The organism is Streptomyces sp. CHD11, assembly GCF_018638295.1.
In the GTDB taxonomy this organism is placed as follows: domain Bacteria; phylum Actinomycetota; class Actinomycetes; order Streptomycetales; family Streptomycetaceae; genus Streptomyces.
Genome location: NZ_JABTTS010000010.1, coordinates 164,807 through 177,665, shown reverse-complemented (window position 1 = coordinate 177,665; position 12,859 = coordinate 164,807). Strand labels below are relative to the sequence as shown.

Below are 12,859 nucleotides of genomic sequence, written 5' to 3'. Positions count from 1 at the left end.
TCACTCGAACGAGTGAGGTGACCGGCGGGTTGAGGGGCACGAGGTGGCGCGGGAGGCGCACTGCACGCCCTCTCATCCCTGGATCGGCGAAGGGGCGATGGCCGGCAGGGAGACGTGCGGGGCTCCGGACGCCCCGGCCAGCCCTTCAGAACCGTTCCGGTGCCTGAGCTTCCCCGCACCGGCGACACCCCCCGGGCGGGCACCGGCGCACGTCCGGACGGAGACCGGGCAGCGACCGCGCCGGCGGACGCACACCCCAACCGACGGACGCCCCGGGACGGTGCCGTGGCAACGCCCGGGTCGCCCGGGTCGCCCGGGTCCGCGGGCGCCGGGGCGGCGACCGTGCCGACGCGTCCGCGGCGCAGGCCCGTGCCCGGTGGGCGGGGCCTGCGCCGCGGGCGGGTGGGTCAGCTGCGGAGGACCGCTCCTGTGCGGTCGGTCGCGAGCGTGACCGCCGCCTCGCGGGCCGCCGACGCCTCGTCGACGGTCAGCGTGCGGTCGGCCGCGCGGAAGCGGAGCGCGTACGCCAGGGACTTGCGGCCCTCGCCCAGCTGCTCGGCGTTCTCGTACACGTCGAACAGGCGGATGGACTCCAGCAGCGGACCGGCGCCCTCGCGCAGGGCGGCCTCGACGTCCGAGGCCGGCACGAACGCGTCGACGACCAGCGCGACATCCTGCGTGGCGACCGGGAACGTGGAGATGACCGGCGCCTGCGGGGTGTCGTCGCCGACCCGCTCCAGGGCGTCGAGGTCGAGCTCCATCGCGCAGCTGCGCGCGGGCAGGCCCAGCGTCTTCACCACGCGAGGGTGCAGCTCACCGGCGTGGCCGATGACGCGCTCGGCGCCGTCGACGGTGACGGTCAGCTCGGCGCACCGGCCCGGGTGCCAGGGCCCGTACTGGCCCTTGCGGACGCCCAGTTCCGCGCCGGCCTCGCGGGCGACGGTCCGGGCGGCCTCGACCGCGTCGGCCCAGTCGGCCGGACGGCCCTTGCCCCACCAGCCGGCCTGCTCACGGGCCCCGGCCAGGACCACGGCGACATGCCGGGGCTGGTCGGGCAGCGCGGCGTTCAGCGCGGCGATGTCGTCCTCGCTCGGGCGCCGGTCGACGGGCAGGCTCGCGGCCGCCTTGCGCTCGTCGCCCGGGTGGAAGACCAGACCGGTCTCGAACAGCGCCAGGTCGTGCGAGCCCCGGCCGTCGTTGCGGCGCAGCGCGCCGAGCAGTCCCGGCAGCAGCGTGGTGCGCAGCGCGGGCTCCTCGTCGCTGAGCGGGTTGACCAGTCTGACGGCACGGCGGGCCGGATCGTCGGCGTCGAGACCGAGCTGGTCGAAGACCTGCTCGCTGACGAACGGGTAGTTCAGCGCCTCGACGTACCCGGCGCCGGCGAGCGCGCGGCCGGCACGGCGGTGCAGCCGCTGCCGGGCGGTCAGGCCCCGGCCGGCGGGTGGCCTGGGCAGCGTGGAGGGCAGGTTCTCGTAGCCCTCCAGCCGGATGACCTCTTCGGCCAGGTCGTTCGGGTCGGTGAGGTCGGGCCGCCAGGACGGCACGGTGACGATCAGCTCGTCCTGCCCGCCCGTCTCCCGGCCGCCACCCCTCGATGACGCGTTCCACGCGGCAGAGTTCCCATAGACGTCACAGCCCACCTCCTGGAGGCGGCGTACGACGGTCTCGCGGCCGTACGTCACACCCGCGACCCTGTCGGGGTGGTCGGCGGCGACGGTGATGGTGTGCGGCGCGGTCGGGGCGATGACCTCGGTGACGCCGGCCTCGGCGGTGCCGCCGGCGAGCAGCACCAGCAGGTCGACGGTCCGCTGCGCGGCAGCGGCGGCGGCCTGCGGATCCACGCCGCGCTCGAAGCGGCGGGAGGCCTCCGAGGACAGCTTGTGGCGGCGGGCGGTGCGGGCGACGGCCACCTGGTCGAAATGGGCCGCCTCGATCACCACGTCGCCGGTCGACTTCTCGAGGTCGTCATGGTCGGCGATCTCGGTGTCGGCACCGCCCATCACACCGGCGAGACCGATCGGGCCGCGGTCGTCGGTGATGACGAGGTCCTCGGCGTGCAGCGTCCGCTCGACGCCGTCGAGGGTGACGATCTTCTCGCCCTCCGCCGCGCGGCGCACGCCGATGGTGCCCTGGACAAGGCCCCGGTCGTAGGCGTGCAGCGGCTGGCCGAGCTCCATCATCACGTAGTTGGTGACGTCGACGGCGAGGGAGATCGGGCGCATGCCGACCTTCTGGAGCCTGCGCTTCAGCCAGATCGGGGAGCGCGCCTCGGGGCTGAGGCCGGTCACCGTGCGGGCGGTGAAGCGGTCGCAGCCGGCCGGGTCGGAGACCTTGACCGGGTAGCCGAAGGCGTTCGGTCCCGGCACGTCGAGGAGGGCCGGGTCGCGCAGCGGCAGGCCGTAGGCGATGGCGGTCTCGCGGGCGACGCCGCGCAGGGACAGGCAGTCGCCGCGGTTGGCGGTGACGGCGATGTCCAGGACCTCGTCGACCAGTTCAAGGAGCTCGATGGCGTCCTTGCCGACCTCGGTCTCCGGCGGCAGGACGATGATGCCGTGGCTGCCGTCGTCCCCCATGCCCAGCTCGTCACCGGAGCAGATCATGCCGTGCGAGGTCTTGCCGTACGTCTTGCGGGCGCTGATCGAGAAGCCGCCCGGCAGGGTGGCGCCGGGGAGGACCACGACGACCTTGTCGCCGACGGCGAAGTTGCGGGCGCCGCAGACGATCTCCTGGGGCTCACCGGTGCCGTTGGTCTGCCCGACGTCGACGGTGCAGAAGCGGATCGGCTTCTTGAAGCCCTCCAGCTCCTCGATGGTCAGCACCTGGCCGACGACGAGGGGACCCTTGAGGTCGGCGCCGAGGTGCTCGACGGTCTCGACCTCGAGTCCCGCCGAAATGAGCTTGGCCTGTACGTCACGGCCGGTCTCCGTCGCCGGCAGGTCGACGTACTCCCGCAGCCAAGAAAGCGGGATCCGCATCAGATCTCCATCCCGAACGGCCGGGTGAACCGGACGTCACCCTCGACCATGTCTCGCATGTCCTCGACGTTGTGGCGGAACATCAGCATCCGCTCGATGCCGAACCCGAAGGCGAAGCCGCTGTACTTCTCGGGGTCGACGCCGCAGGCGGTGAGCACCCGCGGGTTGACCATGCCGCAGCCGCCGAGTTCGATCCAGCCCTCGCTGGAGCAGGTGCGGCAGGGCCGGTCGGGGTTGCCGACGGACGCGCCCCTGCAGACGTAGCAGAGCATGTCCATCTCGGCGGACGGCTCGGTGAAGGGGAAGAAGTTCGGCCGCAGCCGGGTCTTCATCTCCGCGCCGAACAGCGACTGGACCATGTGGTCCAGGGTGCCCTTGAGATCCGCCATGGTCAGGCCCTCGTCGATGGCGAGCAGCTCGACCTGGTGGAAGACGGGGGTGTGCGTGGCGTCCAGCTCGTCGGTGCGGTACACCCGGCCGGGGCAGATCACGTAGACCGGCAGCTCACGGTCGAGCGCGGAGCGGATCTGCACGGGCGAGGTGTGGGTGCGCAGCACGACACCGGACTCGGTGCCGCCGGAGCCCGCGGCCGAGCCGCTGTCGGATGTGGTCCGCACGAAGAACGTGTCGGCCTCGCCGCGGGCCGGGTGGTCCGGGCCGATGTTGAGGGCGTCGAAGTTGAACCACTCGGCTTCGGCCTCGGGACCCTCGGCGACCTCGTAGCCCATGGCCACGAAGATGTCCTCGATGCGCTCGGAGAGCGTGGTCAGCGGGTGACGGGCGCCGGGCGGCACGCGGTCATGGGGCAGTGTGACGTCCACGGCCTCCTCGACCAGGACGCGTGCGTCGCGCTCGGCCTCCAGCTCGGCCTGGCGGGCGGCCAGGCCCTTGTTCACGGCACCGCGCGCCTGCCCGACGCGCTTGCCCGCGTCGGCCTTCGCGTGCGGCGGCAGGGCCCCGATCTCGCGGTTGGCCAGGGCCAGCGGGGAGGCGCCGCCGGTGTGGGCGACCTTGGCCTCCTGGAGCGCGTCGAGGGAGTCCGCGGCGGCGAAGGCGGCGAGCGCCTCGTCCCGCATGCGCTCGATCTGTTCCGGTTTCAACGCCTCGACCTCGACCGGGTCGTACGACTTGTTCGGTGCCGACATCTCTTCCCGTGCTTCCGATTTGTCCCCCAGCTACCGCTGAGAGGTGCCCCCAGGGCTGATGGTCCCCGTCATCGACTCGTGGACGGAACACCCGCGGGTGTCGTCCGCTTCTTTCGCCCCGGGGACGCAAAGGTGCCAGAGGCCGAGTCTAACGGGGCTGGGTATCACGTATGCGCCCGTGGGGCCCGGCGGGCGTCTCAGGTGAGATACGCCGGTGCCGCCACGGGCAACGTAAATCGGAACTCGGCGCCGCCGCCGGGGGCGCGTCCGACCTCGATGGTGCCGCCGTGGGCTTCGACGATGCCCTTGACGATGTACAGCCCGAGGCCCGTCCCGCCGCGCTTGCTGCCCCGCCAGAAGCGGGTGAAGACACGGTTCATGGACTCCTCCGGGATGCCGGGCCCTTCGTCACTCACCGTGACCGACGTGGCGGCGGTCTCCACGGGCGCGGCGCTGTCGGTGGTCTCCCGTTCCCGTGGGGAGGCCGAGGGCGTGATGTCGATTGTGACGGTTCCCTCGCCGTGCCGCACCGCGTTTTCCAGCAGGTTGCTCAGGACCTGGTCGACCTTGTCGGGGTCGGCCCACAGGTCGGGCAGCGGGTGCTGCACCCGCAGCAGGAACCGGTCGGCCGGCTGCCCGGCGGCGACATGGGCCTGGATGTGGCGTCCGACGGCGGCACCGATGTCGACGGGCTGGCGCCGCACCTCCAGGCGCCCGGAGTCGATGCGGGATATGTCGAGCAGTTCGGCGATGAGCCGGGTGACCCGGTCGGCGTCGGCGTCGACGGTCTCCAGCATCAGCCGCTTCTGGTCGTCGGTGAACCGCTCCCACTTGGCGAGCAGTGTGGCGGTGAAGCCCTTGACCGAGGTGAGCGGGGAACGCAGTTCGTGGGCGACGGTGGCGATCAGCTCGGCGTGGCTGCGCTCGGTGCGGCGCCGGGCCTCGGTGTCCCGCAGGGTGACCACGACGCGGCGGACGGGTCCGGTGGGCCGGGTGCGGACGTAGCGCGCGGAGACGAGGATCTCGCGGCCCCCGTGGAGCAGGAGGTTGCGTTCGGGCTGACCGACCCGGATGGCGAGACCGCCGTAGGGATCGGTCAGCTGCCACCAGCGGCGGCCCTCCAGATCCTCTAACGGCAGGGCCGTCTCCAGCCGTCGTCCGAGGGCGTGTGCGGCGGGTACGGCCGTGATGCGGGCGGCGGCCGCGTTGAAGCAGATCACCCGGCCGTGCTCGTCCGCGACGACGAGTCCGTCGGGGAGCTGGTCGGGGTCGATGCCGAGGTCGGCGAGGTCACCGGGCCGGGGCGCGGGCGGGCGGGCGGCCCGCTGGGCTCCCCGTGCGCTGCTCGTGCCGACGCTCATTCCCGTACCCCACCTCTCGGAACTTCCGCGGGGCGCCCCGTGCTCGGGACCGGCCGAGAGCTTGGGGAGGGTCCCCGGGCTGGTCACCTTACTGGCTTCCGGTGACGCAGCGGCACCCTCCGGCGGCGCGCTGTGCACGTGCCGACGCGTAGAGACATACGGCGGCGGCGGTGGCCAGGTTCAGACTCTCCGCCCGTCCGTGGATGGGAACGCGGACGACGGCGTCGGTGAGCGCGCGGGTCTCCTCGGGAAGCCCCCAGGCCTCGTTGCCGAAGACCCAGGCCGTCGGGCCGCCCATGGTGCCCCGGTCGAGTTCGTCGTCGAGGTCCCGGTCCCCGGCGCCGTCGGCGGCGAGCAGCCGTACCCCCGCGTCCCGCAGTCCCGCCACGGCCCGTTCGACGGGGACGCCGACGGCGACGGGCAGGTGGAACAGCGAGCCGACGGAGGCGCGTACGGCCTTGGGGTTGTACAGGTCCACGGAGGCGTCGGTGAGGACGACGGCCTCGGCTCCCGCGGCGTCGGCGCAGCGCAGCACGGTGCCGGCGTTCCCGGGGTCGCGTACGTGCGCGAGCACGGCGACGAGGCGCGGCCGGGCGGCGAGGATCTCCTCGAACGGCGTGTCCAGGAACCGGCACACCCCGACGAGTCCCTGCGGGGTGACGGTGGTGGAGATGTCGGCGATGACATCCTCGGAGGCGAGGTGGATCCGGGCGCCGCCGTCGCGGGCCCCGCCGATGATGTCGGCGTACCGCTCGGCGGCCTCGACGGTGGCGAACAGCTCGACGAGCGTGCCGGTGTTCCCGCCCCGGTGCGCCGCGGCCTCCCGCACGGCCTGCGGCCCCTCGGCGAGGAACAGCCGCTCCTTCCCCCGGAAGTTCCGCCTGCCGAGCCGCCGGGCGGCACTCACACGGGCAGAACGGGGAGAGATCAGCTCGGGGCTGACGGGGGCCATCTTCTTCGTCACCTTCGGAAGTACTCGACATGCGGCCGTGCGACTCCCCGGGGCGCGGGGAACTGCGCGACCGGCCGCAACGGACCCGCGGCCGGACGGCCGCGGCTGACGCGACGGCAACAACAGGACCCGCAAGCCGTCGCAGCCTGCGGGTCCATAAAGTCACGTCGGCTCAGAGCCAGCGCAGCGTCACGCGGCCTTCGGCGCGTTCACGTCCGCCGGCAGCGCCTTCTGCGCGACCTCGACGAGCGCCGCGAAGGCGGTCGCGTCGTTGACGGCCAGCTCGGCCAGGATCTTGCGGTCGACCTCGACGTTCGCGGCCTTCAGCCCCTGGATGAAGCGGTTGTACGTGATGCCGTTGGCGCGGGCAGCGGCGTTGATGCGCTGGATCCACAGCTGGCGGAAGTCACCCTTGCGCTTCTTGCGGTCGTTGTAGTTGTAGACCAGCGAGTGGGTGACCTGCTCCTTGGCCTTGCGGTACAGGCGCGAACGCTGACCGCGGTAGCCGGAGGCCTGCTCGAGGATCGCCCGGCGCTTCTTGTGGGCGTTGACTGCCCGCTTGACGCGTGCCACTTGTTAACTCCTTGTAGCGGGGCCGTGGTTGTGCCCACACGGCCCGAAATCGATTGGGTCCCGGTCTGACGTGCGCAGGGCGCTCGCGCGCCGGAACGTCACTTGCCGAGAAGCTTCTTGATCTTCGCGGCGTCGCCCGGGGCCATCTCGGCGTTGCCGGTGAGGCGACGCGTCACGCGGGACGACTTGTGCTCGAGCAGGTGGCGCTTGCCGGCGCGCTCACGCAGCACCTTGCCGGAGCCGGTGATCTTGAAGCGCTTGCTGGCACCGCTGTGCGACTTGTTCTTCGGCATAGCGCCGTTCTCTCCTCGTCGGTGGCGCTCCGGTGCCCGGTCGTGAAACCGGGCACGGTGGAGCGTCGTACTGGATGGGGGTACTCCTGGGGGCTGGCGCCCCCGGGGGTCACGCCTCGGCCGGAGCCTCGGCCGGAGCCTCGGCGTCCATGGCGTCGGAGTCCGAGGCGTTGGCGGCGTCGGGGTCCGCGGCGTTCATCGAACGGCCGGGGTTGGCCTTCGCCTCCGCCTTGCGGGCTTCCTGCGCCTGGCGAGCCTCGGCCATCGCCTCGGTCTTCTTCTTGTGCGGACCGAGAACCATGATCATGTTTCGGCCGTCCTGCTTCGGGTTCGACTCGACGAATCCGAGGTCGGCCACGTCCTCCGCGAGCCGCTGCAGCAGCCGGTAGCCGAGCTCCGGCCGGGACTGCTCGCGACCACGGAACATGATCGTGATCTTGACCTTGTCGCCCTGCTTGAGGAACCGGACGACGTGACCCTTCTTGGTGTCATAGTCGTGCGGGTCGATCTTCGGCCGGAGCTTCATCTCCTTGATGACCGTGTGCGCCTGGTTCTTGCGCGCCTCACGGGCCTTCATGGCCGACTCGTACTTGAACTTCCCGTAGTCCATGAGCTTGCACACGGGCGGACGGGCGTTCGCCGCGACCTCGACGAGGTCGAGATCGTACTCCTGCGCAAGCTCCAGGGCCTTGGCAAGCGGAACAATCCCGACCTGCTCGCCGCTGGGACCGACAAGTCGCACCTCGGGAACGCGAATCCGGTCGTTGATGCGGGGCTCGGCGCTGATGGATCCTCCTCGGTAGCACCACGCGACGGTCTGGCGGACAGCCGCGTAACGTCTGTGTTCGTTAGACCTAACCGCGCCGATGCAATGAAAAATGCCCCGGACGATCACAGGCAGGGCTCCTTGAACTACCGGAGCACCACCACGGCGACCGCGGGGCGCGTTATCGGACGGACCGCCGCCTCGGGGACGGCACCGCCTGACCGGTGACCCGCCGCCCTGAGGGCGGCCAGGTGGGAGTTCGGAGCCTCCACTTGTGGGCCGGGCTCGTGCACCATGGGGCATACGGGTCCGACCGGTCGTTACACAAGGTTAGCAGCTCCCGCCGGGGTGCACCAACCGGCCGTCTTGCGGCCTCCTGGCGTCAAGGGGGCGTCCTGCTGCGCCTATCGTGTGGGGCATGAGCGACTCCTCCCCCTCGGACACCCCCGAGACCACCGGCAACCCCGACTTCGACGCCATGGCCCGCGACATCGCGGAGGTCCCCGCGGTCGAGGTGATCGTGACGGTCGCCGTCAATCTGATGAGCGCCGCCGCGGTGAAGCTCGGTCTGACCGAGGAGGGCGACACGTTCAAGGACCTGGACGAGGCCCGCAAGCTGGTGCACGCGCTGGCCGGTCTGCTGGACGCCTCCGCGACCGAGATCAGCTCCTTCCACGCGGCCCCGCTGCGTGACGGCCTGAAGTCGCTCCAGCTGGCGTTCCGCGAGGCCTCGCTGGTCGCGGACGAGCCGGGCAAGGGGCCGGGCGAGAAGTACACCGGCGCGATCTACGGCTAGGGCTCAGGGACGGACGTACAGGGGCTCGCCGGGTGGCGTCGCCCCGGCCGGGAGGACCGCCAGGTCGAGGCCGCGCACCAGACGGGCCCGCAGTGTCTCGTCGGCGGCGAGCCGCTCGGCCACGGCACGCGCCGCATCGGCGGCGGGGACGGCCGGGTCCAGGACCAGGGCGAGGGTGCCGTCGGCCCGGCCGGGACCGAGGTGGGCGCGCAGCACGACGGGCTCCGCGGCCACGGCGGCCCGTACCGCCCGGACGACGGCCGGGTCGGTGAGCGGGTCGGCGCTGGTACGTCCCTCGGCGAGCGCGAGCAGGGTGGGACCGGTGAGTTCGAAGGGCACCGGGCCGGACAGGTCCAGGATGACCGTGTCCGCCTTCTCGTGCGCGGCGGCCTGCAGCGCCTGGTGCAGCGGTACGGCGACGGGGCGGGCGGCCGGGTCCCAGCGGGCGAGGGACTCGGTGGAGGTGAAGGCGGGCAGGGCGGTGCGGCCGCCGGCCTTCAGGGTGGGTACGGCCATGTCGCTGGTCTTCTCGCGGCGCAGCCCGTGCTCGTCCTCTTCCACCTCACCGAGGATGGCCACGACGGGGACGAGCAGCCGGGCGCCCTTCAGTGCCTCCAGGACGGGGCCGACGGCGTTGCCGTCCTCGGCCCAGGCGGCGAGCGCGGCTCTCAGCCGGGGGTCGGCGGTGCCGTCGTCGTCGCGGAACGGGGAGTCGGGGATGTTCTTGTTCGCCACGGTCACCGACCCTATCGGCCGCGCGTGACAGGGCCGGCTTCGGTCCCGGTCCCGGTTTCGGTTTCGTTTCGGTTTCGGTTTCGGTTTCGACGGAGGGAGACATCGGTGGCGCACGTGGCGCGGGTGTCCGTGGCGGTACTGGACCTGGGTTCCGGGGAGACCGTCTCCCGCGGGGACGGGGTGTTCGTCACGGCGAGTACCGTGAAGCTGGACATCCTGGCGGCGCTGCTGCTCGGCGCGCAGGACGCGGGACGGGAACTCACCGGGGCGGAGCGGTCGTACGCGGAGGCGATGATCGTACGCAGCGCCAACGACGCGGCGTCGGCCCTGTGGGACGGCATCGGCCGGGCGGCGGGCCTCGACGCCGCGAACGCCCGCCTCGGACTGAAGGAGACCACGGGCGGCGAGGGCACGCTGTGGGGACTGACCCGCACCACGGCCCCGGACCGGCTGGCGCTGCTGCGGCAGGTCTTCGGCCCGGACTCGGAACTGGACGCGGCCTCACGGGCGTATGTACGGGGCCTGATGGAGCAGGTCGTCCCGGAGCAGGCGTGGGGGGTGCCGACCGCGGCGGACGGCGGCACGGCGTGGGCGGTGAAGAACGGCTGGCTGCCACGCGGCGCGACGGGACTGTGGGTCGTGCACAGCACCGGGTACGTCAGGACCGGCGGACGCGACTGCCTGGTGGCGGCGCTGTCCGACGGCAACACGACGCGGGAGCGGGGCGTGACCCTGGTGGAGGCGGCGGTGAGGCATGCGCTCACGGACCGGGACGGGGCGAGCCCTGCGCGGCGGCGGCGCTGAGCCGGTCCGCAGGCCGGGAGCGGGCGTCCGCGGGCGGGCGGTCCGTGGGCGGGCGCCCTTCTTCTAGAGGTTATGGAAACCCTGCCGGTCCGTGCGACGGCCGCGCCACAGGACCACCGCGGCGACGAGCAGGACGCCGCCGGCGCTGCCCGCCAGGGGGGCCGCCCACTCGGCGGTGCCCGCGTCGGACTCCTCGCTGTCCGGTCCGGGACCGAAGTGCTGCTCCCCGAAGGCCGCCGGCCTCAGCCCGTCCGGCTTGAGCCCGGCCGCCGCCTTGATCGCCGCGGCCGGGTCGATGAAGCCGAAACCGCGGGAGTCGTCCCTGCCGTCGGCGGGGGCGTTGCGGGCGGTGTCCTCCAGGAGCCGCTTGATCTGGGCCGGGGTCAGGCCCGGACGGGCCGCCTCGATCAGGGCGACGGCCCCGGAGACGAACGCCGCGGCGGCGCTGGTGCCCCAGCCCTCGTAGTACTTGTGGTCGGGATCGGCGATGATCACGTCGACGCCGGGCGCGCTGACCGTCGCGTACCAGCGGCGGGTGGAGAACGGAGCGCGGGTGCCGTAGCGGTCGACGGCGGTCACGGCGATGACGCCCGGGTAGGCGGCCGGGTAGGAAACGCGGTCGCCCTTCTCGCCGCCGTTCCCTGCGGAGGCTACGACGATCACCCCCTTGCGGAGGGCGTACTGGATGGCCTCGTCCTCCCCGGGTTCGGGGTGGGCGGAGGCGGAGTCGTCGCCGAGGGAGAGGTTGATGATGTCGGCGCCGTTGTCGGCGGCCCAGCGGATGCCCTCGGCGAGGGCGTTGCCACGGGTACTGCGGGCCTTGGCGCGGGAGGGATCACCGTCCTCCAGGATCACGCGCACGGGGAGGATCTTCGCCTCGGGCGCGATGCCCATGACGCCGTCGGAGTTCCCGGGACCGTGGCCGTGGCCGGCGATGATCCCGGCCATGGCGGTGCCGTGGCGGGCCCAGGCGCGATCGCCCTCGCTCGCGCCGAAGCCGACGAGGTCCTTGCCGGCGAGGACGTTGCCGTCGAGGTCGGGATGGTCCGCCTCGACGCCGGTGTCGAGCACGGCGACGGTGACGCCCGCGCCCTTCGTGGTCTGCCACACCTCCTCGGTGTGCAGGGCCTCGAGCGACCACTGCCGGGCGCGGATGCCGTCGGCGTGCGCGGGTGTGGCGGGCACCAGCACGAGGCCGGCGGCGAGGAGTGCGCCGAGGACCGCGGCGGGACGCCGGCCGTTGCGGGGCCTCATGAGGGCTGCTCCGTGGCGGTGCCGGCCCGCTTGCGCAGCCCGCGCTCGACGCGGTCGGCGAGTCCCCGCGCCTCGTGGCCGAGGCCCGCCTGGGCTGGGGCGGTGGTGGCCCCGGACTCCATGGCGTCCTCGGCGGGCTGCGCGGTGGCGACGGTACGGCCGTCGGCCCAGCCGGTGACGGCGTAGACGACGACGGGGACGTCGGTGAGGACGGAGATCACCCAGGAGGCCCGCTGCCGCGGGCCGAAGTCCGCGGCGGCGGTTCCTTTCGCCACGTACGGCAGGGGCATCAGGTCGGTACGGCGGTCCAGGCGCTCGGTGTCGAAACGGCGGGCGAGCGAGGCCATGCCGACGGCGTCCGCCTTGGTGAACAGCAACCCGACGGTGGTGACATGGCTCTGGGTGGCGTCGGTGTAGGTGGCGCGCAGCAGACGCTCGCAGCCGACGGGGGCGAGGACCTTGCGCAGCAGGGGGTCGAAGGCGCCCTTGCAGTTCCCGTCGGGGGCCACGGCGATACGGGTCCAGGACCGGTCGGAGTCGCCGGGGCCCGCGCCCCTGCCCTGCAGGGTGGGCGGGAACAGCTGGTCGACGGGCACGTTGTGCCACAGTCCTCCGGCAGCGGTGAATCCGTGCCGGGCGTCAGGTCCTTCGGAGTCGCCGGTGAGCCAACTGCCGGTGACGGCACCGCCGATGAGCCCCGTGCCGAGCACGAGGCAAGCCGCGGCGGCCACGATCTGAGAACGGCTGCGCCGCCCGAACGGCCGCGGCCGCACGTTCTCGTCGTACCCCTCCGGCTCCCCGAGCGACACCACGGTGGGCCGCCCGGCCCCCGGGACGCCACCCGGTGCCACGGGGGCGCTCCAGGACAGCGAGGGGTCGGGAGCACCGACCGGGCCGTGCCCCGGCCCTTCCCCCTCACGCGGCCCCGCGCCGGACGCCGGGCGGGAGGGCGCGGGCGGTGCCGGGGGCGTCGTGCCCGGCGGGTCGGCGGGGACGCGTCGCAGGCGCGTGGTGATCTCCGACGCGGTCTCCGCCGGGGTGCCCGTGCCTCGCGCGGTGGGCCGGTGACCGGGCTGCGGCGGTACGGCGGGCGGAGCAACGGCGGACCGCGGGCCCAGCCCCGCGGACGGCGCGGCGTCGGGAGCCGACGACGGCACGGACGGCGGAGCCTCCGGCGGCCACGAGACCCGGCCCACGGACGGCGG

The 12,859-nt window shown here is 73.0% G+C and carries 12 protein-coding genes; 2 read left to right on the top strand and 10 right to left on the bottom strand.

All coding sequences use genetic code 11. The annotated features are described in order from the left end of the window. Nucleotides 1-407: 407 nt before the first annotated feature. The 7 genes from pheT to infC all read right to left on the bottom strand — a co-directional run bounded on the left by pheT (nt 408) and on the right by infC (nt 8,086). Complete coding sequence (pheT, locus tag HTV45_RS13680) at nt 408-2,975, bottom strand: phenylalanine--tRNA ligase subunit beta (protein ID WP_215206008.1); 2,568 nt, start codon at nt 2,973-2,975, stop codon at nt 408-410. Next, the gene (gene pheS, locus HTV45_RS13675) at nt 2,975-4,120 is read right to left on the bottom strand and encodes a phenylalanine--tRNA ligase subunit alpha (protein WP_215206007.1); all 1,146 of its coding nucleotides are present in this window, start codon (nt 4,118-4,120) and stop codon (nt 2,975-2,977) included. The genes pheT and pheS overlap by 1 nt, the downstream gene beginning before the upstream one ends. 197 nt (nt 4,121-4,317) lie before the next feature. After that, nucleotides 4,318-5,481 (bottom strand): ATP-binding protein, encoded by a 1,164-nt coding sequence (locus HTV45_RS13670; RefSeq protein ID WP_215206006.1) that lies wholly within the window; start codon nt 5,479-5,481, stop codon nt 4,318-4,320. An 88-nt stretch (nt 5,482-5,569) separates the two neighbouring features. After that, nucleotides 5,570-6,433 carry an RNA methyltransferase gene (locus HTV45_RS13665; RefSeq protein WP_215206005.1) on the bottom strand — a complete coding sequence of 288 codons (864 nt, stop codon included), beginning with the start codon at nt 6,431-6,433 and terminating at the stop codon, nt 5,570-5,572. A 189-nt stretch (nt 6,434-6,622) separates the two neighbouring features. Continuing rightward, nucleotides 6,623-7,006 carry a 50S ribosomal protein L20 gene (gene rplT, locus HTV45_RS13660; RefSeq protein ID WP_004933571.1) on the bottom strand — a complete coding sequence of 128 codons (384 nt, stop codon included), beginning with the start codon at nt 7,004-7,006 and terminating at the stop codon, nt 6,623-6,625. A 98-nt stretch (nt 7,007-7,104) separates the two neighbouring features. Next, nucleotides 7,105-7,299 (bottom strand): 50S ribosomal protein L35, encoded by a 195-nt coding sequence (rpmI, locus tag HTV45_RS13655; RefSeq protein WP_003977225.1) that lies wholly within the window; start codon nt 7,297-7,299, stop codon nt 7,105-7,107. A 109-nt stretch (nt 7,300-7,408) separates the two neighbouring features. After that, nucleotides 7,409-8,086 carry a translation initiation factor IF-3 gene (gene infC / locus HTV45_RS13650; protein WP_215206190.1) on the bottom strand — a complete coding sequence of 226 codons (678 nt, stop codon included), beginning with the start codon at nt 8,084-8,086 and terminating at the stop codon, nt 7,409-7,411. A 397-nt stretch (nt 8,087-8,483) separates the two neighbouring features. Here infC and HTV45_RS13645 point away from each other — a divergent pair, with 397 nt between their 5' ends. Further along, the gene (locus HTV45_RS13645) at nt 8,484-8,861 is read left to right on the top strand and encodes a DUF1844 domain-containing protein (protein WP_215206004.1); all 378 of its coding nucleotides are present in this window, start codon (nt 8,484-8,486) and stop codon (nt 8,859-8,861) included. Between the two features lie 3 nt (nt 8,862-8,864). On the opposite strand, the gene HTV45_RS13640 is transcribed toward HTV45_RS13645, so the two are convergent. Continuing rightward, entirely contained in the window at nt 8,865-9,596 is a 732-nt protein-coding gene (locus tag HTV45_RS13640; RefSeq protein ID WP_215206003.1) for an SseB family protein, read from the bottom strand. A 105-nt stretch (nt 9,597-9,701) separates the two neighbouring features. On the opposite strand from HTV45_RS13640, the gene HTV45_RS13635 reads away from it, so the two are divergent. After that, the gene (locus HTV45_RS13635; RefSeq protein WP_215206002.1) at nt 9,702-10,400 is read left to right on the top strand and encodes a serine hydrolase; all 699 of its coding nucleotides are present in this window, start codon (nt 9,702-9,704) and stop codon (nt 10,398-10,400) included. Nucleotides 10,401-10,463: 63 nt separating this feature from the next. Here the strand turns inward: HTV45_RS13635 and mycP are convergent, their stop codons facing one another. Then, nucleotides 10,464-11,654 (bottom strand): type VII secretion-associated serine protease mycosin, encoded by a 1,191-nt coding sequence (gene mycP / locus HTV45_RS13630; RefSeq protein ID WP_215206001.1) that lies wholly within the window; start codon nt 11,652-11,654, stop codon nt 10,464-10,466. Then, a complete protein-coding gene (locus tag HTV45_RS13625) occupies nt 11,651-12,505 on the bottom strand; it encodes a hypothetical protein (protein ID WP_308309565.1) in 855 nt (284 codons plus the stop codon). The genes mycP and HTV45_RS13625 overlap by 4 nt, the downstream gene beginning before the upstream one ends. Between the last annotated feature and the right edge of the window lie 354 nt (nt 12,506-12,859).

Excerpts from the sequence above, each read along its gene's own strand:
- pheT (WP_215206008.1), bottom strand. The coding sequence starts at position 2,975 with ATGCGGATCCCGCTTTCTTGGCTGCGGGAGTACGTCGACCTGCCGGCG.
- pheS (WP_215206007.1), bottom strand. The coding sequence starts at position 4,120 with ATGTCGGCACCGAACAAGTCGTACGACCCGGTCGAGGTCGAGGCGTTG.
- HTV45_RS13670 (WP_215206006.1), bottom strand. The coding sequence starts at position 5,481 with ATGAGCGTCGGCACGAGCAGCGCACGGGGAGCCCAGCGGGCCGCCCGC.
- HTV45_RS13665 (WP_215206005.1), bottom strand. The coding sequence starts at position 6,433 with ATGGCCCCCGTCAGCCCCGAGCTGATCTCTCCCCGTTCTGCCCGTGTG.
- rpmI (WP_003977225.1), bottom strand. The coding sequence starts at position 7,299 with ATGCCGAAGAACAAGTCGCACAGCGGTGCCAGCAAGCGCTTCAAGATC.
- HTV45_RS13645 (WP_215206004.1), top strand. The coding sequence starts at position 8,484 with ATGAGCGACTCCTCCCCCTCGGACACCCCCGAGACCACCGGCAACCCC.
- mycP (WP_215206001.1), bottom strand. The coding sequence starts at position 11,654 with ATGAGGCCCCGCAACGGCCGGCGTCCCGCCGCGGTCCTCGGCGCACTC.